Annotated in this window: 20 protein-coding genes; 15 read left to right on the forward strand and 5 right to left on the reverse strand. The window is 59.9% G+C overall.

Annotation, left to right across the window (positions count from 1 at the left end):
• The first annotated feature begins 5 nt into the window (after positions 1-5).
• From VOI22_RS03090 to gor, 5 genes are all read left to right on the forward strand, one after another.
• Complete coding sequence (locus tag VOI22_RS03090) at positions 6-1,214, forward strand: diaminopropionate ammonia-lyase (RefSeq protein ID WP_323795120.1); 1,209 nt, start codon at positions 6-8, stop codon at positions 1,212-1,214.
• Positions 1,211-2,374, forward strand: a complete 1,164-nt coding sequence (locus tag VOI22_RS03095; RefSeq protein ID WP_323795121.1) for a Xaa-Pro peptidase family protein — start codon at positions 1,211-1,213, stop codon at positions 2,372-2,374. The genes VOI22_RS03090 and VOI22_RS03095 overlap by 4 nt, the downstream gene beginning before the upstream one ends.
• Before the next feature lie 81 nt (positions 2,375-2,455).
• On the forward strand, positions 2,456-3,268 hold the full coding sequence (locus VOI22_RS03100; RefSeq protein WP_323795122.1) for an Asp/Glu racemase: 813 nt from the start codon (positions 2,456-2,458) through the stop codon (positions 3,266-3,268).
• 127 nt (positions 3,269-3,395) lie between these two features.
• The gene (locus VOI22_RS03105) at positions 3,396-4,868 is read left to right on the forward strand and encodes an NAD-dependent succinate-semialdehyde dehydrogenase (protein ID WP_323795123.1); all 1,473 of its coding nucleotides are present in this window, start codon (positions 3,396-3,398) and stop codon (positions 4,866-4,868) included.
• A gap of 248 nt (positions 4,869-5,116) precedes the next feature.
• Positions 5,117-6,496: a glutathione-disulfide reductase gene (gene gor / locus VOI22_RS03110; RefSeq protein ID WP_323795124.1), complete on the forward strand. Its 1,380-nt coding sequence runs from the start codon at positions 5,117-5,119 to the stop codon at positions 6,494-6,496.
• Positions 6,497-6,535: 39 nt separating this feature from the next.
• Here the strand turns inward: gor and VOI22_RS03115 are convergent, their stop codons facing one another.
• On the reverse strand, positions 6,536-7,384 hold the full coding sequence (locus VOI22_RS03115) for a c-type cytochrome (protein WP_323795125.1): 849 nt from the start codon (positions 7,382-7,384) through the stop codon (positions 6,536-6,538).
• A 212-nt stretch (positions 7,385-7,596) separates the two neighbouring features.
• On the opposite strand from VOI22_RS03115, the gene VOI22_RS03120 reads away from it, so the two are divergent.
• The 4 genes from VOI22_RS03120 (at position 7,597) to VOI22_RS03135 (ending at position 11,511) form a co-directional block, all read left to right on the forward strand.
• On the forward strand, positions 7,597-8,988 hold the full coding sequence (locus VOI22_RS03120; protein WP_323795126.1) for a class II 3-deoxy-7-phosphoheptulonate synthase: 1,392 nt from the start codon (positions 7,597-7,599) through the stop codon (positions 8,986-8,988).
• Positions 8,989-9,012: 24 nt separating this feature from the next.
• Positions 9,013-10,194, forward strand: coding sequence for a nicotinate phosphoribosyltransferase (locus tag VOI22_RS03125; protein WP_323795127.1), 1,182 nt, complete (start codon positions 9,013-9,015; stop codon positions 10,192-10,194).
• Between the two features lie 7 nt (positions 10,195-10,201).
• Positions 10,202-10,924, forward strand: a complete 723-nt coding sequence (locus VOI22_RS03130; RefSeq protein WP_323795128.1) for a glutamine amidotransferase-related protein — start codon at positions 10,202-10,204, stop codon at positions 10,922-10,924.
• 116 nt (positions 10,925-11,040) lie between these two features.
• Entirely contained in the window at positions 11,041-11,511 is a 471-nt protein-coding gene (locus VOI22_RS03135; RefSeq protein WP_323795129.1) for a hypothetical protein, read from the forward strand.
• 36 nt (positions 11,512-11,547) lie between these two features.
• On the opposite strand, the gene VOI22_RS03140 is transcribed toward VOI22_RS03135, so the two are convergent.
• From VOI22_RS03140 to VOI22_RS03150, 3 genes are all read right to left on the reverse strand, one after another.
• Positions 11,548-12,120, reverse strand: coding sequence for a class I SAM-dependent methyltransferase (locus VOI22_RS03140; RefSeq protein ID WP_323795130.1), 573 nt, complete (start codon positions 12,118-12,120; stop codon positions 11,548-11,550).
• 156 nt (positions 12,121-12,276) lie between these two features.
• Positions 12,277-12,861 (reverse strand): ABC transporter permease, encoded by a 585-nt coding sequence (locus VOI22_RS03145; protein ID WP_323795131.1) that lies wholly within the window; start codon positions 12,859-12,861, stop codon positions 12,277-12,279.
• A 256-nt stretch (positions 12,862-13,117) separates the two neighbouring features.
• Positions 13,118-13,405, reverse strand: a complete 288-nt coding sequence (locus VOI22_RS03150) for a DUF1330 domain-containing protein (protein ID WP_323795132.1) — start codon at positions 13,403-13,405, stop codon at positions 13,118-13,120.
• Between the two features lie 124 nt (positions 13,406-13,529).
• On the opposite strand from VOI22_RS03150, the gene VOI22_RS03155 reads away from it, so the two are divergent.
• The 4 genes from VOI22_RS03155 (at position 13,530) to cysS (ending at position 18,500) form a co-directional block, all read left to right on the forward strand.
• Positions 13,530-13,853, forward strand: coding sequence for a hypothetical protein (locus VOI22_RS03155; protein WP_084608143.1), 324 nt, complete (start codon positions 13,530-13,532; stop codon positions 13,851-13,853).
• 59 nt (positions 13,854-13,912) lie between these two features.
• A complete protein-coding gene (locus VOI22_RS03160) occupies positions 13,913-15,607 on the forward strand; it encodes an NAD+ synthase (protein ID WP_323795133.1) in 1,695 nt (564 codons plus the stop codon).
• Positions 15,604-16,953 (forward strand): glutamate--tRNA ligase, encoded by a 1,350-nt coding sequence (gene gltX, locus VOI22_RS03165; RefSeq protein ID WP_323795134.1) that lies wholly within the window; start codon positions 15,604-15,606, stop codon positions 16,951-16,953. Before VOI22_RS03160 ends, gltX begins: the two co-directional genes overlap by 4 nt.
• Before the next feature lie 161 nt (positions 16,954-17,114).
• Positions 17,115-18,500: a cysteine--tRNA ligase gene (gene cysS, locus VOI22_RS03170; RefSeq protein ID WP_323795135.1), complete on the forward strand. Its 1,386-nt coding sequence runs from the start codon at positions 17,115-17,117 to the stop codon at positions 18,498-18,500.
• Between the two features lie 22 nt (positions 18,501-18,522).
• On the opposite strand, the gene VOI22_RS03175 is transcribed toward cysS, so the two are convergent.
• Complete coding sequence (locus VOI22_RS03175) at positions 18,523-19,035, reverse strand: PAS domain-containing protein (RefSeq protein WP_323795136.1); 513 nt, start codon at positions 19,033-19,035, stop codon at positions 18,523-18,525.
• A gap of 333 nt (positions 19,036-19,368) precedes the next feature.
• Here VOI22_RS03175 and cimA point away from each other — a divergent pair, with 333 nt between their 5' ends.
• Positions 19,369-20,982 (forward strand): citramalate synthase, encoded by a 1,614-nt coding sequence (cimA, locus tag VOI22_RS03180; protein WP_323795137.1) that lies wholly within the window; start codon positions 19,369-19,371, stop codon positions 20,980-20,982.
• 3 nt (positions 20,983-20,985) lie between these two features.
• A complete protein-coding gene (locus VOI22_RS03185) occupies positions 20,986-21,759 on the forward strand; it encodes an RNA methyltransferase (RefSeq protein ID WP_323795138.1) in 774 nt (257 codons plus the stop codon).
• The last annotated feature ends 150 nt before the right edge of the window (positions 21,760-21,909 follow it).

Here is a 21,909-nt window from a genome sequence, read left to right on the forward strand (position 1 = left end):
ACGGGATGACGATGGAACGGGAACTTTTGGCGCCGGAACTGCTTCGCCAGCACGCGGCGCATGGCACCGTTGGTGGCACCTATCCGCGCGCACTGGAGGCCGAGTTCCCGACGGGGATGGCGGAAGCCGCTATTGCGGAGATTTCATCTTGGCCGGGGTATGCGCCGACACCGCTATATTCGCTCGGAAAGCTCGCCGACCAACTCGGCATTGGGGCGGTGCTTTACAAGGATGAGGAACCTCGCTTCGGCCTCGGCAGTTTCAAGGCTCTTGGCGGCGCCTATGCGGTCATGCTGCTTGCCCGCAAATGGCTGGCTGAGAAGGGGCACGGCAATGCTGCACTGGCCGATATTCGCTCCGGTAAGTTTGCCGGTATCTTAAAAGACATGACGGTGACCTGCGCCACCGACGGCAATCACGGCCGCTCCGTCGCCTGGGGTGCCGAGATGGCGGGCTGTGCGTGCGTCATCTTTATCCATGCAGAGGTCAGCCAGGGCCGGAAGCTGGCGATGGAAGCCTTCGGTGCCGATGTTCGCCGGATAGATGGCGACTATGACCTGTCCCTGAAACACTGTGAGAACGAGGCCCAGGCAAACGGCTGGTTCGTGGTCTCCGATGCCTCCTATCCCGGCTACCTCGATATCCCGCGCGACGTGATGGCTGGCTATACGGTGATGGCGAGCGAAGTGCTGGGACAGGCCGAAGAAGCGCCGACCCACATGTTCGTGCAGGCCGGTGTCGGTGGTTTCGCCGCCGCGATGGTCGCGCGGCTCTGGCAGGGATATGGGGAGAAGGCTCCGCGCACGATCATTGTCGAGCCGGACCTTGCCGCCTGCGCCATCGAGAGCGCGCGGCAGGATAAACCCGCGATCGTGCCAATCCACGAGGAAACCTTGATGGCGGGGCTTTCCTGCGGGGAAATGTCTTTGGTTGCCTGGCCGATCCTGTCTGCCGGGTGCACCGATTACATCACCGTCGGTGAAGAAGGCGTCGGACCGGCCATGCGTCTGCTGGCCTCTGGTGAGGCTGGCGTGAAAATTACGGGCGGCGAGTCCGGTGTTGCGGGGCTGGTTGGTCTGCTTGCCGTTGCCGCGAACCCGGCGCTGAAGGAACAGCTCGGTCTCGGGCCGGACAGCCGGGTACTGCTGATCGGCAGCGAAGGCGCGACGGACCCCGAAATCTACAAGACGATCGTCGGCGATCTGGCGGCATGAGCGCGGTGCGCGGCTTCCCAGTCTCTGAATTCGAGGCGCGGGTCGCACGGGCACAAGCGTTGATGGCGGCAGAGGGGCTCGACCTGCTACTGCTGACCACCGAGCCTGAAGTCCGCTACTTCAGCGGCTTTCTGACCCAGTTCTGGCAAAGCCCGACGCGTCCATGGTTCTTGATTGTGCCGCGCGCGGGCAAACCGGTGGCAGTGATCCCGGGTATCGGTGCCGCCGCCATGGAACGGACCTGGCTCGACGACATCCGAACCTGGCCGTCCCCGCGCCCTGAGGACGAGGGGCTGTCGCTGCTGGCGGATACGATCACGGAACTGGGTGGAGGCAAACCGGTCATCGGCGTTCCGTCCGGCCCTGAAAGCCATCTTCGATTGCCTCTCTCCGACTATGCGGCGCTCCGGGCGTCTTTGCCGGATGCGGTGTTTCGGGATGATGCGGGCATTCATCGTCGCCTTCGCATGATCAAGTCGGAGGCCGAAATCGACAAGATCCGGACAGCTTGCCAGATGGTGTCAGGCGTGTTCGAGGACTGGTCGTCCTGGCTCAGCGTGGGGATGACCGAGCGGGATATTTTCCGCGAGTTCAAGGTCGCCTGCCTCAAGGCGGGCGCGGATGACGTGTCCTATCTGGTCGGCGGCGCCGGGTCCGGCGGGTATGGCGATATCATCTCGCCACCGACGGATCGCAAGATCACCGGTGGAGACGTGTTGATCCTCGATACCGGCAGTATGCATGACGGTTATTTCTGCGATTTCGACCGGAATTTCGCCATTGGAACACCGTCCGGTGATGTGCGTTCTGCCTATGAGTCTGCTTATGCCGCGACCGATGCAGGACTGGCGGAGGCCCGGCCCGGTGCAACCTGTGCCGATCTGTTTCGGGTGATGGTGGATGTGCTAGAGGCGGGCGGCGCCCAGGTCGGCGATGTCGGCAGGCTCGGGCATGGTCTCGGCATGCAGCTGACCGAATGGCCGTCGATCACGGCCAGCGACATGACGGTGCTGGAGCCGGGCATGGTGCTCACCCTGGAGCCGGGTCTTGAATTTGCGCCGGGAAAGATGATGGTGCATGAGGAGAATATCGTGATCCGGGAGGATGGCGCCGAGCTGCTGACCCGGCGCGCACCGCTGGAACTGCCGGTGGTTCATTGAGATTTCAGTCTTGCCGGGGACGCTGTTGATTGCAGCGGCTCCGCAGGGCCATGGTGGTGCGATCAGGAGGAGGTTTTTTTGATGGCGCAAGATGCAGAGAGTGGCATGCAGGAGCATGACATCGATCCTGCCATGCCGTGGCCGCATCGGCTTGGTCTGATCGTCCTGCAGACGGATGAGACCATCGAGCAGGATTTCCGTATCTTCACAGCGGACCCGTCGATTGCCCTCTACCACGCACGTATCCCCAGTTCTCCGACAGTGACGACGGATACCCTGCGGCAGATGGAGGATCACATTCCATCCGCTGCGTCCCTGTTGCTGAAGGAGCCGCCACTTTCCGTCATCGGCTACGGCTGTACCTCGGCCTCGACGGTGCTCGGTGAGGAGCGGGTGAGAGAGCTAGTGCAGTCGGAGCATCCGGGCGTTCCGGTGACCAACCCGCTCTCTGCCTTGAAAGCGGCTGCGGCGGCCCTCGGAGTGACACGGCTGGGGCTTGTCAGTCCTTATATCCGTTCCGTGACGGACGCCCTGGAGACTGAGCTGTTCGAAAGCGGCACGCCCTTCGTCCGGGCTGTTGTGTTTGGCCGGGAGGAAGAAAACCTGGTTGCCCGGATTGCACCGCGCTCGATTTTGTCTGCTGCGGACAAAGTGGCATCTGATCCGCAGGTCGAAGCGGTTTTCGCGTCTTGCACAAATCTTCGCGCATCAGCAGTCATTGCCGATGCGGAGCGGGTAACCGGCAAACCGTTCCTGTGTAGCAATCAGGTGCTTGCCTGGCATATGTTGCGCTTGGCTGACATTGATCGGACGGTGCCTGAACTGGGGCGGCTGGGGAGCTTGGGTCTTGCTCTGGGCGGTGCCGCTCCTCATGAACATGATTGCGTGGCCTGACGGCGCATCCTATCAGGTGTATTGAATGAAATTTTCCCGGGCCTGCATGAGTGCGGCCGGGTTTTTGTCCCGTGTGCCCGGTCGGAAACGGCTTACGGCTGCCGGGTGAAAGAGGGAGGAACCCCCGATGGATATCAGAAGTAAACTTTCCGACCCGTCCCTGTTCTGCGAGCAGGGCTATATCGATGGCGCCTGGGTTGACGCCGATGGCGGCGGCCGGGTCGATGTGACGGACCCGGCGACGGGCGACGTGGTTGGCACGATCCCGGATATGGGGGCGGACGAAACGCGCCGCGCGATCGAGGCGGCGAATGCGGCCTGGCCTGCCTGGCGTGCCAAGACGGCGAAGGAACGCTCCGCCATCCTGCGCAAATGGTTCGACCTGATGATGGAGAACCAGCGCGACCTCGGGATTATCATGACCGCCGAGCAGGGCAAGCCGCTTGCCGAAGCCATGGGCGAGATTGCCTATGGGGCTTCCTATGTCGAGTTCTATGCAGAGGAAGCGAAGCGGATTTACGGCGATATCATTCCGAATACCGCCGATGGCAAGCGCATCGTCGTTCTGAAGCAGCCGGTCGGCGTCGTCGGCTCGATCACGCCATGGAACTTCCCGAACGCGATGATCACCCGCAAGGCTGCTCCGGCGCTGGCGGCGGGCTGCACATTTGTCTCCAAGCCAGCCAAGATGACGCCGTTCTCGGCCATTGCACTGGCAGTTTTGGCGGAACGTGCGGGCATTCCGAAAGGCGTGTTCAACGTGGTCTGCGGCGCCAGCTCGTCCGCCATCGGCAATGAGCTGACGCACAGCAAGCTGGTCCGCAAGATCACCTTCACTGGCTCGACCGAGGTCGGCAAGAAACTGATCGCGCAGTCGGCTTCGACGGTGAAGAAGGTCTCCATGGAGCTTGGCGGCAACGCGCCTCTGATCATCTTCGACGATGCGGATATCGATGAAGCCGTGAAAGGCGCGATCATCTGCAAATACCGCAATGCCGGTCAGACCTGCGTCTGTGCGAACCGCATCTTCGTGCAGGACGGCATCTATGACGAATTCGCCAAGAAATTCGCGGCGGCGGCAAAAGCGATGAAGATGGGCAACGGTTTCGATGACGGTGTCACTGTCGGTCCGCTGATTGAAGCGGCGGCTGTCGACAAGGTCGAGGAGCATGTGCAGGACGCGGTTGCCAAGGGCGCGAAGGTTGCCGTCGGCGGCACTCGCAGCAATATAGGCGCGCTGTTCTATGAGCCGACCGTGCTGACCGGGGCGACCCGTGACATGGCGATCTTCCGCGAGGAAACCTTCGGCCCGGTGGCCCCGCTCTTCCGTTTCAAGACGGAAGAAGAGGTGATCGAGTTGGCCAACGATACCGAGTTCGGCCTTGCCTCCTACTTCTATGCCCGGGATCTCGGCCGGGTCTGGCGGGTGGCGGAAGCGCTGGAATACGGCATGGTCGCGATCAATGAGGGCATCCTGTCCTCCGAAGTCGCGCCGTTCGGTGGCGTGAAGGAATCCGGCCTCGGTCGCGAAGGCTCGAAATACGGCCTCGATGACTATCTCGAGATCAAATACCTCTTGATGGGCGGCCTGAACGGCTGATCACCCTAGATACCTGAAGAAAAGGCGGCCGTCGGGCCGCCTTTTCTGTTCTGGGATTATCTCTGTGACGTTCAGGACGCGGGTCAGCCCGGGTTTTGGGCGCTCGACGACGTGGCCATGGAAGGCCCGGTGGTTAAGCTTCCGATCCGTTGACTGTCTTGTGATGGACAGGCATCAATTGCGTTCCTATTTGACCATCAACACATTGAACCAGTCCCGAAACCCGATCCGACCCTTGGAGCGAGCCCGTGTCCGACTATGATTTTGACCTGATTACCATTGGTGCCGGCTCTGGCGGCGTGCGGGCAAGCCGTCTGGCTGCCGGTTTTGGCGCGAAGGTCGCGGTTATCGAGGAAGAGCGTGAAGGCGGGACCTGTGTGCTGCGCGGCTGCGTGCCGAAGAAGCTGTTCGTCTATGGCTCCCATTTCGGTCACGACATGCAGGACGGCAGTGGTTACGGCTGGTCCGCGGATAATGTGCGTCACGACTGGCCGGCCATGATCGCCGCCAAGGAAAAGGAACTGGACCGGCTGCACGGCATTTATGTCAGCCTGCTCGAAAATGCCGGCGCGACGCGTATTCACGGGCGCGGCACTGTGGTCGACGCCCACACTGTGGCGGTCGGCGACAAGCACTATACGGCAGAGCGCATCCTCATCGCGGTCGGCGGCTGGCCGAGCGTGCCGGTCCTGCCGGGTGCGGAGCATGCCATCACCTCGAACGAGGCGCTGGAGCTGCCGAAACGGCCTGACCGGATCGTCATTGTCGGCTCCGGTTTCATCGCCGTTGAGTTCGCCGGGATCTTCAATTCCTTCGGCTCGGAAACCCATCTGGTTTATCGCGCCGACAAGGTGATGCGCGGCTTCGATGAGGATGTGCGCGACACGCTGACCGAGGAAATGTCCAAGAAGGGTATGCATTTGCATCCGGGCACCCTGCCGGATCGGATCGAGAAGGTCGGGGATGTCTACAAGGTGCACTTGAACGACGGCTCGACCCTCGAAGTCGACGAAGTGATGTACGCCACCGGACGCCATCCGAACACCAAGGGCCTCGGCCTCGCGGAAGCCGGTGTGGAGCTGACCAAGGGCGGGGCTGTCGTGGTGAACGAGTGGTCGCAGACCTCGGTGCCCAGCATCTATGCCGTTGGCGATGTGACGGACCGGATCAACCTGACGCCGGTTGCCATTGCCGAAGGCCATTCCTTCGCCGAGACAGTTTTCAACAATCGCCCGATGCAAGCCGATCACCGGGACGTGCCGAGCGCTGTCTTCAGCCAGCCGCCAATTGGCACGGTTGGTCTGACGGAAGCCGAGGCGCGGGACCAGTATGGCGAGATCGATGTTTATGTCGCCGGGTTCCGGCCGATGAAATACACGCTAACGGACAATCCGGAGCGCGGCATGCAGAAGCTGATTGTCGACCGTGCGTCCGACCGGGTGATTGGTGCCCACATGGTCGGCCTTGACGCGCCGGAGATCATCCAGGGCCTTGGCATTGCCATCAAGGCCGGTGCGACGAAGGCGGAGTTCGACGCCACCATCGGCATTCACCCGACAGCGGCAGAAGAATTCGTCACGATGCGCACGAAGCGGCCTGACCCGCAGGAGCGGCAGGCGGCGGAATAAGCGTTCGGCTTCTCCGTTGCCGTTCAATCGGCCGTGCTTCTACCGCGCGCTTTCCTTAGGCGGGAGCGTGCGGATGAAGGCGACCAGCGCGGCCATGTCCCGGTCGTTGATCGAATTGTAGTAAAAGACCCCCATCGGCGGGAAGAGGCGGGTGTCGTCCGGGCGCATACCGGTGCGGATTGCGGTTGCGAGCTCAGCGTCGCTGTAGTCCGCCACATTCCCGTCCGCGTGCGGTGTGATGTTGCTGGATACCGAAACTCCCCAGGGACCCTCGAATCTCAACCCGCCTGCGCCAGCCTGATTCTCATAGTCGAAGCGGCCTTTTACCATCGGTGTGTGGCATTCGAGGCAGTGGCCCGCGGGGCCTGCGAGATAGGCGCCGTAATCGAGAATGTTTTCCGGACGCGGTTCGGGAACGGAGCCGACCGGCGGTCCGTATGCAGGGGGCAGAGGAATGCGGTATTCGGACTTCGGAACCGCGTTGGAGATCGCTGGAACCTGCATCACGTAGGTCGCGATTGCCTCGACGTCCCTGTCGGAAAGGTGGCGGTACATGCCGAACGGCATGGGTGGCCCGATCAGGCTGCCGTCCGGGCGGATGCCGTCACGGATCGCCCGGACCAGCTCTGCCTTTGTCCAGCTTCCGATACCGGTTTCCCTGTCCGGTGTGATGTTCGAGGCGAATGCGGTGAATTCCGGCGTGTCGGCGATGATCGTGCCGGCAAACTCCTGCCCCGGGGCAGGGCCTTTCGGCGTCTGTGGCGTGTGGCAGTTGCCGCACGCTACGATGCCATTAACGAGATACGCGCCGCGTTCAAGAAGTGTCTCTGCGACAGCGTGGCTGGCGGTGCCAGCCAGGACAGCCAGCATCAGGATCAAGATCCGCATTTGTGAAGCCCCGCCGGAGGATTGTTATTTTTGTTTACCAGTCCACGATAGCGGGTTGAGTGCATGGCGTCCAACTGGATCCATGGTTTGAAATAAGCGGTTACGGTGCGTGCCAGAGATGCTGGTATTCCCGGAACTCCACTGTTACAAAACTCGTCCGCTCTCGCTGAAAATGGCGAAAAGCGGTCGATTCGATTACTGGGAGAAGAACAATGGCCGGCACATGGAGCCCCGACAGCTGGCGCGGCAAACCGATCAAGCAAGTTCCGTCCTATCCGGACGCGGCCCGTGTTGCGGCTGTAGAGAAAGAACTGAGCGGTTATCCGACCCTGGTTTTTGCAGGGGAAGCGCAGCGACTGAAAGCATCGCTGGGCAAGGTCGCACGTGGCGAGGCCTTCCTGCTGCAGGGCGGGGATTGTGCCGAGAGCTTTGCCGAATTCTCCCCGAACAACATCCGTGACACCTTCCGGGTGCTGCTGCAGATGGCGGTGGTGCTGACCTTCGGTGCGGGTATGCCGGTTGTGAAAGTTGGACGGCTTGCCGGTCAGTTCGCCAAGCCCCGCTCGTCCGATGTGGAGACCATCGACGGCGTCGAGCTGCCGAGCTATCGCGGTGATATGGTCAATGGCATCGAGTTCACCGAAGCTGACCGCATTCCCGATCCGGACCGGTTGCTGAAGGTCTATAACCAGTCTGCTTCGACGCTGAACCTGCTGCGCGCTTTCGCTCAGGGTGGTTTCGCCAATCTGGAACAGATCCATCGCTGGACCTTGAGCTTTGTCGAGAACTCGCCGCAGGGGGAGCGTTTCGAAAGCGTGGTCTCTCGTATCGATGAAGCGCTTGAATTCATGCGGGCCTGCGGCATCACGGCAGAGAACAACCAGCAGCTCCGCGAGACTGAATTCTATACAAGCCATGAGGCTCTGCTGCTCGGCTATGAGCAGGCGCTGACCCGCAAGGACACCATCACCGAACATGGCGGCTGGTATAACACCGCCGCGCACATGCTCTGGGTTGGCGACCGGACCCGTCAGCTGGATGGCGCGCATGTCGAGTATCTGCGGGGGATTTCCAACCCGATCGGTATGAAGTGCGGGCCGAGCCTCGAGACCGATGACATGCTGAAGCTGATCGATGTCCTGAACCCGCAGAACGAGCCGGGCCGCCTGACCATGATCGTGCGCGTCGGCGCGGGCGAGGTGGACAAGCATCTGCCGCGCTTCATTCGTGCCGTCGAGCGTGAGGGCAAGAACGTCGTCTGGTCCTGCGATCCGATGCACGGCAATACGATCAAGGCTTCCAGCGGCTACAAAACCCGGCCGTTCGATCGCATTCTTGGCGAGGTGAAGGAATTCTTTGAAGTGCACCAGGCCGAAGGCACTCATGCCGGCGGCGTGCATTTCGAGCTGACCGGGCAGGACGTCACCGAATGTATCGGCGGCGCCCAGGCAATCACCGACGATGCTTTGGCTGACCGCTATCACACCCATTGCGACCCGCGTCTGAATGCATCTCAATCGTTGGAGCTTGCTTTCCTGATTGCGGATATGATGAAGCAGAGCCGTTTGAACGGCAGCGCTGCCAGTATGGCTGCTGCTTCCTGACAAGGCTGAATGGGGTTGGGGTTCATGGACGGCTCTGAAGGTATTGCGTCTCTGACAGGGGACGATACACCGCGGACGGTGAGCCATCCTGCGGAATCCGATCTGCCGCGTTTCGTCGACAAATACTTCCTTCGCACCAAGGAGGTGGTCGCGAAGTTCGGCGACGTCGATGTCACCTATGCCGTTTTCATGCGGCGCCCGGTGACATCGGCTCCCAGGCTCGCGATGCAATGGCTGGAGCGGATGGCCAAGGCGCGTGACGTGGAGCTCAAGGTCGACCTGAAGCAGAAGGAAGGCTCATGGGTCGGTGCAGGCGAGCCGATCATGTATGTCTCCGGATCGCTTTATCACCTGATCGATCTGGAAACCCAGTTCCTGCAGAAGCTCGGTGCCTGCTGCGTCGCTGCCTACAATTCCTACGTGATGTGCGCGGAGATGCCGAAGACCGCGTTTCTTGCCATGGACGCCCGGCACTGCGCCGGTACCGAAATGGCGGAAATGATGGCCTATGGGGCCAGCGTGGGCTCCGCCAAGGCGCAGCGCAAGCTGAACGCGGTCGGGTTCATTGGCAACGCTTCGGACGAAACAGCGCATTTCTTTGCCAAGGACCGGGGCTACGGCACCATGCCGCATGCCCTGATCGGCTATGCCGGCTCGACAGTGCGGGCGGCGGAAATGTTCCACGAGACTCACCCGGAAGAAAACCTGACGGTTCTGGTGGATTATTTTGGCCAGGAATTCACTGATGCTCTGGCGGTTTGCCGGCGCTTCCCGGAACTGGCGGCGGCCGGCAAGGTATCGGTTCGGCTCGACACACACGGTGGGCGCTATGTCGAGGGCATGGATATCGGCATGTCCTATCAGGTGCTCGACCGGACGGCCCCGCAGGCAATTCGCGGATACCGAACGGACAACGAGCTGCGTTACCTGATCGGTACCGGCGTTTCGGCGGCAGCGATCTGGCATATGCGCGAGCGTCTTGACCGGGATGGCTTCAAGGCGGTGAAGATCGTCGCCTCCAGCGGCTTCTCCCCGGAAAAATGCCGGGTCATGGCGCTGGCCGATGCCCCCATTGACGTTATCGGCACGGGCTCCTATCTCCCAGAGAAGTGGAGCGAGACCTATGCGACCGCCGACATCGTGCGTTACGGTAGCGAAGAGCGCGTCAAGGTCGGGCGCGAGTTCCTGTTGGACAAAACCAGATAGGGTTGCCGTGACTTCCAAGATTCTGATCGTCGTACACCAGAAGACCTCCGTCGCAGGCCATGTCGGTGTGCTGCTTGAGGAACGTGGATACACGCTGGACCGGCGTTGTCCGATGATCGGGCATGAGCTTCCGGAGACGCTCGAGGATCATGCGGGCGTGGTGGTCTTCGGCGGCCCGATGAGTGCCAATGACGAGCATCTGGACGGCATCGGGGCTGAGCTCAAGTTCATGGATGCGGTGCTGGCGTCCGATACACCGTTTTTCGGCATTTGCCTCGGTGGCCAGCTTTTGGCCCGTGCACTCGGCGCGCAGGTTTATCTGCATGATGAGGGGAATGTCGAAGTCGGCTACACGAAGATCCATCCGACCGATCTGGGCCGTCCTTATTTTGAGCATTCCGAGCATTTCTATCAGTGGCACAAGGAAGGCTTCGAGGTGCCTGACAGCGCCAGCCTGCTGGCTACTGGCACCCGCTTTCCAAACCAGGCCTACCTCTATGGCGACAACAAGCTTGGCATTCAATTCCATCCGGAGATCACGCTGGAAATGATCCAGCGCTGGACTGCCGGTGCTGCGCATAGGATGGAACTTCCTGGCGCGCAGCCGAAGGAAGCCCATATCAAGGGCTTCGAGATGTTCAGCGAGAGCATTGACCGTTGGGGCAGGGCGACGCTGGATTGGCTGGGGCTGGACGGCTCACCGCGCGCGGTGATGGATGCGGCCGAGTAGGCCGCTTCCGCCTTTTCCGCTGAGCATGCCGATCTTGATCTGCTCTGTCTGGTTCTTGCCGGACGCTGCATAGCGCATCTGTTTAATTCTATTGATGTAATTGCTGGAAATGACGAATGAGCTCGAATTCTTCCTCGGCAATTCCTGCACTGTCTGAACTCAGCGACGACAAGTTGCTTGCACGGTTGCTTGATCTTCAGCAGAGAACGCGCGGGATGTTGATGAAATATCAGCTCAAGCCGGCCTCTTTCAGCGCGATGGCACGGAATGCGCGGCGTTCCATTTCCAATACGGAAGAGCTATCCGAGCTGTTTGAGCTGTTCATCAACCTCCAGGAGCTCGGCAATGAAGCCAAACAGCGAAAAGTGCTCGACGAAGCGTCGATGACAGAGTCCGGTGAGCAATCGCAGAGTGCGGTGACTGCATCGTTCCTGCGCCGAGAAGGGCGTACAAGCCTTGAAGAGTCCGAGAAGGCGCTAACAGCGAAAGCACCGGTGCCAGTGCGTCCGGATGGCAAGAGTTCAGCCGAGACCGCCGCGTCTGACGAGAAGGCCTCCCGTGATTTCTTCAGCACCCTCGACCAATAATTGGCGGCAGAGCACTTTGATGCCGAAGACATTGCCTTACGCTGGAGTGGGGTATTTGCAGGCCTTCAAGACGACATTCAATTCCTGAATGACGCCCCATCTTTCCTGAGCAATCTCATGGAGGTCTTCTTTGGAAATCTCATTGTCGTTCAGTTTTTTAGCCCAAGCAGAATCGTACTTGTAGGAAATTTCAATCGTTTCAAAATCAATATCAAGCATAAATGCAAGCATCGTTGCGTTGACGTTGCGCTCCATCCAGTCTTTGTTGACTTTCTTGCTCATCATTTTGAATGTTCCAGATGTGAATGAGCGGACATGTGTTGGATCTGTGTAGAATGTTGGGTGCATATAAAATGGAACGGAAATTCTAAATATTCCATCGTGTTTCAGTACTCGATAAATTTCTTTTAAAATATTGAAGAACGTTTCTCTTTGTTCGCCGAGGTGTTCAAGAACATGAATAGCTGTAATTTCAGAAACAGAATTGCTATTAAATTGCCATGGCGTTTCTTCAAGATTCATTAAAACGTCAGGTTCGCATTCTTTGAAATTATCGACGTTAACGTAGCCGTCCATTTTGCGAAAACCGCTACCAATATTCAATTTCATTTTAAAAATTTCTCTCTAACATCAATTGAATGGACAAGATTTGATGGATATATCAGGCGAATAATCAGGTCAATAGCTCTGGGGATTGATGCCGATCAAAAGAAAAGCGGAGCGGGATAGACCCGATCCGCTCTCTTTATTTGTGTGTTGGAAAGCTTATTTCAGTTCGAGACTGAGTCCCTTGTACAGACCGGCACCGTAGATGCCATGTGCCTCAACCGGCTTCAGGCGCGGCCCGGCGCGTCCCTGAAACGGCAGCAATTGCCATTTGAAGCCGACATACTGGATCAGTACCAGACCGAACCAGAAGATCGGCATGGAGACCCCGGCAACAGAGGCCGCCATGATGATGCGGTCCGAGATCTTGCCGCGCCGCACGGCCGCGAGGGTGCCGAACAGAATGCCGAGGGGGGTGGCCCAGATCAGGCTGGCGGTCATCAGTTCGATTGTCGGGCCAACGGTATTGGCAAGCTCGTCGACAACCGCGCTGTTGGAAATCATCGAACGGCCGAGATCGCCTTGCAAGACGCGGCTGAGGTAGATGCCGAACTGGACGATGACTGGCTCGTTCAATCCCATCGACTCCCGGATGGCCTCGATGTCCGCCGCGCTGGCTGTGGGGCCGGCGAGAACAGTGGCCGGATCAGTCGGCACCACCTGCATCAGCATGAAGCCGATAAAGAGCACCCCGAAGAGAACGGGAATGGAAACGAAAAGCCGTTTTGTTATGTGTCTAAGCATGATTTCGCGATCTAAAGTCGCTGAAGGAGGGCAGGGAATTCTTCGCAACGGATGTGCCAAGTCCGCGCCGGGAAGGGAATTAGATCTGGATTTGGCCGAATGCCCGCGAGAAGGGGCGGAGAAGGCAGGATGCCAGGACAGGATGCCCTGTCCTAGGCTGCAATAATTTTAGGCGATTTTCATGCTGCGTCGCACAAAAAAGCATCAATTGACGTTCACCGTGCCGGTAAATCGCATCGCAGCACGGTAAGAGGTGTCACACGCCTTCTACCAGGACGGCATTGCCTGAGGATGCGGCCCGGCGAAGAGCTTTCGGCTTTTCATACTCGGCGGAATAATACCATTTCCGGGCTTGCTCGAAGCTGTCGAAGCGAACCACCACTGTGCGAGGGTTGGGAGAGCCTTCAAGGTCTTCCTGCTTGCCGCCGCGGATGATGTACTCGCCGCCATATTGCTTGATCGTGCCAGGGACCAAGGCACGATATTCTTCGAATGCAGCAGCGTCAGAGACGTCGATCTGGGCAATGATGTATCCGGCCGGCATCGTGTCTTCCCCCGTTTGTTTTCTCTTCGATGCACTGTAGCCGTTCCGGACCTCCTGTTGCCAATCGGCGAGGCGAATGCTTCAGTTCCCGACACGCATCAATGGAATGTCGAGGGAGGACATTATGAGCGCGGGTGAAGGCGAGATTCTGCTGACGGTGTTTCTGAAGCATCAGAAAGATAAAAATCTCAGCGAAATCAATGAGAAGCTTGAGAATGCCGAGTTCTGGAAACTGTTTCCGCCGGAAGGCATCGAAGTGGTCAACTGGTACGTGATGATGGGGATCGGGCAGGTTGCTATCCTGCGGGTGCCGGGCCATCGGCTGCGTGAGGTCAACCTGGCGATAGAGAAAAGTGCCTGGGGTGCGTTCGATACCGAATTCTACCCGACTTACGATTTCATGCCGGTGTTGAAAGACATCAAAGCCCGGCAATGCCGGGAGGCTTGAGCGCTGGGCTGACTGTTTTCGCTTTGTGAGCTTGCCCGCGCCGCGCTAAGAGAAGCGCCATGACCGAGACACTTACGATTGCGTTGGCCCAGTTGAACCCGACTGTCGGGGACTTTCAGGGCAATCTCGAACGGTTGCGCAAGGCGCGGGCCGAGGCGGCGGAGCATGGCGCGGACCTGCTGCTCACGAGCGAGCTGTATATCTGCGGCTACCCGCCGGAAGATTTGATCCTGAAGCCGATGTTCGTCGACAGCATCCGTATCGCTGTCGATGCGTTCGCTGGGGAAACCGCCGACGGCGGACCAGCGGTGCTGCTTGGCACACCGTGGCGCGGCGATGACGGCCGGGTCTATAATGCGATGATTCTGATCGAGGACGGCAAGGTCACTGGCGAGCGCTACAAGGCCGATCTGCCGAATTACGGCGTGTTCGACGAGAAGCGGGTGTTCGCCGCGGGCGACATGCCAGGGCCAATTGCCTTCAAGGGCGTGCGCATCGGCATTCCGATCTGCGAGGATATCTGGACCCCTGATGTGGTCGAGTGCATTGCCGAGACGGGCGGTGAAATCCTGCTGGTTCCGAACGGCTCTCCGTTCGAGGCAGGCAAGACGGATCAGCGCCAGCAGCTCGGGATCTCCCGCGTGGTGGAAAGCGGCTTGCCGCTGGTTTATCTGAACCAGCTTGGAGGCCAGGACGAATTGGTGTTCGACGGCGCGTCCTTCGTGCTGAATGCGGACCGGACTCTCGCGGCGCAGCTGCCCGCGTGGCAGGAGAAGGTCGTCATCACGCGCTGGCGCAACGGGCCGAATGGCTGGGTTTGCGCGCCGGCTGAAACCGTCGAGATCGAAACCAAGGACGCGGCGCTTTATCAGGCGCTGATCTGCGGTGTCCGCGATTATGTGAACAAGAACGGCTTCAAGGGCGTGCTGATCGGCATGTCGGGCGGTATCGATTCCGCCCTGAGTGCCGCCGTCGCCGTCGACGCGCTTGGGCCCGACCGGGTGCATTGCGTGATGATGCCGTCGCCTTATACCAGCCGGGAGAGCCTGGAAGACGCGGCTGAAGCGTCCCGGTTGCTTGGCGTGCGTCTGGACGAGATCAATATCGGCCCGGCCATGGCCGCCTTCGACGAGATGCTGGCGCCGTTCTTCAAGGGCACCAACAGCGACATTACAGAAGAGAACATCCAGTCCCGCTCACGCGGCATGGCCCTGATGGCCCTGTCCAACAAGTTTGGCTACATGGTGCTATCGACCGGCAACAAATCCGAGATGTCCGTCGGTTACGCGACGCTCTATGGCGATATGTGCGGCGGCTATAATGTGCTGAAGGACGTCTACAAGATGTCCGTCTTCGCGCTCTGCCGCTGGCGCAACGAGAACAAGCCCGCCGGCGCTCTCGGCCCTGACGGTGCGGTCATGCCGGAGCGGATCATTACCAAGCCGCCGTCCGCCGAACTTCGGCCTGATCAGAAGGACGAGGATTCCCTGCCGCCCTACCCGGTGCTGGATGCGATCCTGGAAGAGCTGATCGAGAATGAGACACCGATCGCGGATATCGCGGCCAAAGGCTATGATGCGGAGACAGTGCTCAAGGTCTGGCGGCTTCTGGATCGCGCGGAATACAAGCGCCGCCAGGCACCTCCGGGCGTCAAGGTCACGCTGAAAGCCTTCGGCCGTGACCGCCGTTATCCGCTGACCAATGCCTTCCTCGGCGCCTATGTGGCGTCGCCCGCAGCCAAGGCCGCAGAATGACCTCTTCGAGTAATGTGATCGTCCGTTTCGCGCCGAGCCCGACGGGCCGCCTGCATGTTGGCAATACCAGGACTGCGCTGGTCAACTGGCTGTTTGCCCGAAAGGCCGGCGGTACTTTCCTGCTGCGCATGGACGATACTGACGACGAGCGTTCGACCGAGGAATATGCGCGCGGTATCGAAGAGGACCTGACCTGGCTCGGTCTCACCTGGGACCAGTTCGCGCGCCAGTCGGACCGGCTGGACCGCTATGACGCCGCCGTTGAGCGTCTGAAAGCCTCCGGGCGGCTTTATCCCTGCTACGAGACCCAGGACGAACTCGGCTTGAAGCGCAAGGCGCAGCTCTCCGCCGGACGGCCCCCGGTCTATGACCGCTCGGCGCTTAACCTGACCGACGCGGAGAAGGTGGAGAAGGAAGCGGCGGGCATTCAGCCGCACTGGCGCTTCAAGCTGATCCATGAGGAAGAGCGCTGGAGCGATCTGGTGCGGGGCGAGTCCCATTATCACATGGCCAGCCTCAGTGACCCGGTGCTGCTGCGCGCCGATGGCCGGCCGATCTACACGCTGGCCTCCGTGGTTGACGATATCGAGCTCGGTATCACGCATATCCTGCGCGGTGAGGATCATCTGACCAACTCCGCCGCCCAGATTCAGCTCTTCAAGGCTCTCGATGCCGTCCCGCCGCAGATGGGACACCTGTCTTTGCTGACGGACGCGGACGGGCAGGGGCTTTCCAAGCGGCTCGGCTCGCTCGGTTTGCAACAGCTCCGGGATGATGGTCTCGAAGCCATGTCGATCAACACGCTGCTGGCCAAGATGGGCACCTCGGACCCGGTCGAACCCCGGCAGAGCCTCGATCAGCTCGTCGCCGATTTCGATATTTCCAAGTTCTCCCGCGCGACGCCGCGCTTCGATCCGGCGGAACTGCATGGTCTGAATGCTAAGATCCTGCACGACAAGGCATTCACTACTGTTGCCGACCGGCTGGCGGGGATGGGCATTGCCGGCGGTGAGCCGTTCTGGCTGGCGGTGCGCGGCAATCTCGAACTGCTGCGGGACGCAAAACTCTGGTGGGATGTCTGCTCGGGCGAGATCGATCCGCTGATCGAGGATGCGGAATATGCCTCCGCCGCTGCGGCTGTCCTGCCGGACGTTCCGTGGGACCAGGGAACCTGGAAGGCATGGGCGGATGCGGTCAAGACGGCGACCGGGCGCAAGGGCAAGCAGCTCTTCATGCCGCTGCGCGAGGCGGTCACCGGGCAAAGCCGTGGACCGGACATGGGCGAGCTGCTACCTTTGATCCCGCGCGAGAAAGTGCTCGCTCGGCTGCAAGGCTCCCGCGCCTGAGGAACAAACCCGATGTTTTCGCGCAAGTTGCATGACGTGATCAATGTACCGGCTTTTCTTGCCGGCGATCTCTGTCGCGCCTAGGCGCCCGGACCGGCTCTGCCCGGTTCCCTTAAATAGTCCCCATTCCACGCGAAACGGAAGCCCGCGCGATGTCCGCCATGACCATTAAATTGCACAATACGCTGACGCGTCAGAAAGAAACCTTCGAGCCGATCGACCCGTCGAACGTGCGGCTCTATGCATGCGGGCCGACCGTTTATGATTATGCTCATATCGGCAATGCGCGGCCTGTCGTCGCTTTCGATATGCTGTTCCGGCTGCTGCGTCTCGTCTACGGCGAAGAGCATGTGCTCTATGTCCGCAACATCACGGACATCGACGACAAGATCAACGCACGGGCCAAGGAGTCCGGCATAAGCATCCGGGAGCTGACGGACGGCACCGCCGACATCTACCGGGCTGATATGGCCGAGCTGCAAGCGTTGCCGCCGTCGGTCGAGCCGCGTGCGACGGAGAATGTCGCCGGCATGATCGAGATGATCAGCGTACTGATCGAAAAGGGCCACGCATATGCTGCGGATGGTCACGTCCTCTTCAGCGTGCCGTCCATGGAGAAGTATGGCGAGTTGTCCCGCCGGAACCGGGATGAGCTGATAGCGGGTGCCCGTGTCGAGGTGGCGCCGTACAAGAAAGATCCGGCCGATTTCATACTCTGGAAGCCGTCGGACGAAGAAACACCGGGCTGGGAAAGCCCATGGGGATATGGCCGGCCCGGCTGGCATATCGAATGCTCGGCCATGAGCGCGCGCTATCTTGGCGAGGAGTTCGACATCCACGCCGGCGGGCTCGACCTGATCTTCCCGCACCACGAGAATGAGATCGCCCAGAGCTGCTGCGCCTTCGGTACCGACCGGATGGCACGCTATTGGGTGCATAACGGCTTCGTCACCGTCGAAGGCGAGAAGATGTCCAAGTCCGTTGGCAACTTCTACACCGTCAACGACTTGCTGAAGGACTGGCAGGGCGAGGTGATCCGCTATCATCTGCTGTCCACCCACTATCGGGCGCCGATGGATTTCTCCAAGGACGGCCTGAGAGAAGCGAAAGCCGCGCTCGACCGGTTCTATCTGGTGCTGCGCAATGTGGAGGTGGACGAGCTTCCCGACTCGAAACCTGATCGGCATCTGGTCGATGCACTGGCAGATGATCTCAACACGCCGCTTGCGATTGCCCGTCTGCATGTGCTTGCGACAGAAGCCAACAAGGCGCCGACCCGGCGCAAGAAGGCGAAGGCGCAGGCCAAGCTGAAAGCATCGGGTGAGCTGATGGGGCTCTTCGGCAGCGATCCGGATGCCTGGTTCCGGTGGTCGTCCGACGCGGGGGAAAGCCTCAGCGATGCCGACATCGAGGCGCTGGTCGCACGCCGCATCGAGGCACGGAAGGAAAAGGATTTCGCCGAGGCTGATCGTGTCCGCGATCAGCTTGCCGAGGCCGGTATCGTGCTGGAGGATGGCGCGGGCGGGACGGCTTGGCGGCGCGGCTAGGCTGTTAAGCCCTAGCCTGGTCTCAGACGCTGTTGAAGGGAATCTCGGTGGCGACCATGCTGACGAGAATTCGTTTCACCGTCGCGTCCTTGTCGACGAGCGGAAGGATCAGGCGGGACCAGCGGTCCCAGCGGGCGATCTTGTCCAGCTCATGAGTTCGTTTCTTGTCGTGCTCGGTATAGACAGTGATGTTGTTGCGTGCGGCCGCCTGATATTGCGGCCGCACATTACGCGTCGATTCCGTATTCAATTCCTCGCTGGTGCGCCCGGTGAGATCGGCTCCATAGGTATCGACCACCTGTGAGCCGTAAAGCCGATAGCGATAATTCGCGTAATTGTCCGTCGGCTCCAATACGACAATAGTCCCGAGCGCTGGCTTGACGTCGAGCGGATCGAACCGTTTGTAGAAAACCCCGTTTATGTCATCGCGGTATTTCGATTTGAACCAGTCCACCAGACAGCGATGCTGCGGATGGATGAAATGGTTGCTGTCGAGGTCTGCATTGCGGACGGCGGAGATCGCATAGTTGTGCAAGGTGTAGCCGCGCGGATCCGGCAGTAATCTCTGTAATTTTGGATCCGTGGGGGCCAAGGATGCGTAAATGAAATGGTCGTCTCGCAATGGTGCACTCACAGGGTTGCAGAGGGTCTGAACTGGTAGGTGTACTCATACCGAGATGTGAATAATTTTAAGTTAAAACGCTAATTAAATTCAATAAATTTAGGGCTGATTTCCGAGGCGGGTTCACCAATCGTGAGCCATGGGCGTCACCTGTTGAGGTCGTTGTTCAGTCCTGCCGGGCTAATGCCTTTGTGCCAGCCATCGCGGCAATGCTAAAACACCGTCACGCATAACAGGATCGGGCCCATGACGGACAATCGTATCTATCTTTTCGACACGACACTCAGAGACGGACAGCAAACCCGCGGCGTCGATTTTACGCCGGCGGACAAGATTGCGATTGCACGCGCTCTGGACGAGATTGGGATAGATTACGTCGAGGGAGGCTGGCCGGGCGCCAATCCCACCGATGACCGGTTTTTTGCCGATCCGCCGAAACTGGAGCGGGCAACCCTTGTTGCTTTTGGCATGACGCGGCGTCCTGGGCGCAGTGCGGAGAATGATCCGGGGCTTGCCGGTGTGCTCGGCTCGAAAGCGGGTGCGGCGTGTCTGGTTGGCAAGACATGGGATTTTCACGTCGATGTCGCCCTTGAGATCGAACGGGACGAAAATGTCCAGATGATCCGCGACAGCATGGCCCTGGCGATCAAACGCGGTTTCGAGCCCATGTTCGATTGCGAGCATTTCTTCGATGGCTACAAGGCCAATCCGGAATATGCGCTGTCCTGCGTAACGGCAGCCTATGAATCCGGTGCGCGCTGGGTCGTGCTTTGCGACACCAATGGCGGCGCGCTGCCGCATGAGGTCGAGCAGATCGTCACAGAGGTCATCAAGGTGGTGCCTGGCAGTCATATCGGCATCCACACGCATAACGACACCGAGAATGCGGTGGCCAATACGCTGGCGGCTGTGCGGGCCGGAGCGCGGCAGGTGCAGGGTACGATCAACGGTCTTGGCGAGCGCTGCGGGAATGCAAACATCGTCACCCTGACGGCAATCCTAGGCCTTAAAATGGGTTACGAGACCGGCGTCGACGCGAAGGGCATGAAGCAGCTGAAGAAGCTGTCACGGATGCTGGATGACCGTCTGAACCGGTCGCCGAACCCGCATGCGGCCTTTGTCGGCGACGCGGCCTTCGCTCATAAGGGCGGTCTGCACGTTTCGGCGGTCCAGAAAGACCCGAAGACTTATGAGCATATCGATCCGGAGCTGGTCGGGAACCAGCGCCATATTCTGGTCTCCGATCAGGCGGGTCGCTCGAACATTCTTGCCCGCTTTGCCGAGATCGGGGTTGAGATCGACCCGAAAAACCCGAAGATCCAGCGTCTGGTCGAGGATGTGAAAGAGAAGGAATTCCTCGGCTATTCCTTCGACACCGCGGAGGCCAGCTTTGAATTGCTGGCGCGCAGGACCGTTGAGTCTGTGCCGGATTACTTCTCCATAGAGCGGTTCCGGGTAATGGATGAACGCCGCTTCAACGCGAAGGGGCAGACGGTGATCGAGTCCGAGGCGACAGCCACCGTCGTGGTTGCCGGTCAGCGCCTGCACGAAGTCGCGGTCGGTAACGGTCCGGTCAACGCGCTCGATCTTGCCATTCGCAAGGCTCTGAGCACCGCTTACCGGAACATCGATGACGTGAAGCTGATGGACTACAAGGTGCGTATCCTTCCGCCGCCGCCGAACAGCGACGGTACGGACGCGGTGACCCGGGTGATGATCGAAAGCGCCGCGCCGGACGGCTCCACGTGGCGAACGGTCGGCGTCTCAGCCAATATCATCGACGCGTCAATAATGGCGCTTTCCGACAGCCTGAACTACCGGCTGCTCAAATCCGGAACCGCCGCGAAGGTCGACGCCTGAGCCATGGCTGGAACAGATAAGAGCAAGGCGGGCGCCCGCGGTGATGCGGATGCGCCGGTTGTCATTCTCGTGCGCCCACAATTGGGAGAGAATATCGGTGCCGCCGCGCGGGCCATGCTGAATTGTGGGCTTGAAGAGATGCGGCTGGTGGCTCCGCGTGACGGCTGGCCGAATCCGAAGGCGGAATCAATGGCGGCCGGCGCCGTCACAGTCCTGGAAAATGTCAAAGTCTTCGAGACCACGAAAGACGCGATTGCCGATCTCAAGCTGGTTTTGGCAACCACGGCCAGGAGCCGGGATCAGGTGAAGCGCGCCTTTACGCCCCGTGCGGGTGCGGCGGAAATGAAGCGCCATATCGGTAGCGGCCATCGGGGCGGTCTCTTGTTCGGGCCGGAGCGGTCAGGGCTGGAGAATGACGAGGTGGCTCTGGCCGATGCCATCGTGCATGTACCGCTGAACCCGGCCTTCTCCTCGCTCAATCTCGCGCAGGCGGTCCTTCTGCTTGGCTACGAATGGTATCAGGCGGGGGACGAGACCCCGGATCATATCCTGAGCGGCCAAAGCGATCCCGCCAGCGTCGAGGACAGGGAGTATTTCCTGAACCGCCTGGAAGACGAGCTGTACGAGGGGGGCTTCCTGTTTCCCGAAACCCTCGCGCCGACCATCCGCCGCAACATCCGCAATATCTTCAACCGGGCTCAAATGACGGATCAGGATGTGCGGACGATGCATGGCGTGGTCAGCACGCTGCTGAAAAAGAAAGACCGCTCTGACTAGGTCTCCCGGCAGATCCTTCAACAGGCAATCCGGGACGAAGTGTCGTGAGGAAAATCACCCAGATTTTCTACTAATTGACATCATAATGCATTCTGAATTACCTCTTATAAGGGAAAACTAAAAAAATAGTTTCCCGAATAAAGAGAGTAA

It is taken from the genome of Nisaea sp. (assembly GCF_034670185.1).
In the GTDB taxonomy this organism is placed as follows: domain Bacteria; phylum Pseudomonadota; class Alphaproteobacteria; order Thalassobaculales; family Thalassobaculaceae; genus Nisaea.

Coding starts and splice junctions, on each gene's coding strand:
- VOI22_RS03150 (WP_323795132.1), bottom strand. CDS start 13,405: ATGCCGGCCGGATACATCATTGCCCAGATCGACGTCTCTGACGCTGCT.
- cysS (WP_323795135.1), top strand. CDS start 17,115: ATGACCATTAAATTGCACAATACGCTGACGCGTCAGAAAGAAACCTTC.
- VOI22_RS03100 (WP_323795122.1), top strand. CDS start 2,456: ATGGCGCAAGATGCAGAGAGTGGCATGCAGGAGCATGACATCGATCCT.
- VOI22_RS03185 (WP_323795138.1), top strand. CDS start 20,986: ATGGCTGGAACAGATAAGAGCAAGGCGGGCGCCCGCGGTGATGCGGAT.
- VOI22_RS03135 (WP_323795129.1), top strand. CDS start 11,041: ATGAGCTCGAATTCTTCCTCGGCAATTCCTGCACTGTCTGAACTCAGC.
- VOI22_RS03145 (WP_323795131.1), bottom strand. CDS start 12,861: ATGCTTAGACACATAACAAAACGGCTTTTCGTTTCCATTCCCGTTCTC.
- VOI22_RS03140 (WP_323795130.1), bottom strand. CDS start 12,120: ATGAAATTGAATATTGGTAGCGGTTTTCGCAAAATGGACGGCTACGTT.
- VOI22_RS03095 (WP_323795121.1), top strand. CDS start 1,211: ATGAGCGCGGTGCGCGGCTTCCCAGTCTCTGAATTCGAGGCGCGGGTC.
- gltX (WP_323795134.1), top strand. CDS start 15,604: ATGACCTCTTCGAGTAATGTGATCGTCCGTTTCGCGCCGAGCCCGACG.
- cimA (WP_323795137.1), top strand. CDS start 19,369: ATGACGGACAATCGTATCTATCTTTTCGACACGACACTCAGAGACGGA.
- VOI22_RS03120 (WP_323795126.1), top strand. CDS start 7,597: ATGGCCGGCACATGGAGCCCCGACAGCTGGCGCGGCAAACCGATCAAG.
- VOI22_RS03115 (WP_323795125.1), bottom strand. CDS start 7,384: ATGCGGATCTTGATCCTGATGCTGGCTGTCCTGGCTGGCACCGCCAGC.
- VOI22_RS03105 (WP_323795123.1), top strand. CDS start 3,396: ATGGATATCAGAAGTAAACTTTCCGACCCGTCCCTGTTCTGCGAGCAG.
- VOI22_RS03090 (WP_323795120.1), top strand. CDS start 6: ATGACGATGGAACGGGAACTTTTGGCGCCGGAACTGCTTCGCCAGCAC.
- VOI22_RS03155 (WP_084608143.1), top strand. CDS start 13,530: ATGAGCGCGGGTGAAGGCGAGATTCTGCTGACGGTGTTTCTGAAGCAT.
- VOI22_RS03160 (WP_323795133.1), top strand. CDS start 13,913: ATGACCGAGACACTTACGATTGCGTTGGCCCAGTTGAACCCGACTGTC.
- VOI22_RS03125 (WP_323795127.1), top strand. CDS start 9,013: ATGGACGGCTCTGAAGGTATTGCGTCTCTGACAGGGGACGATACACCG.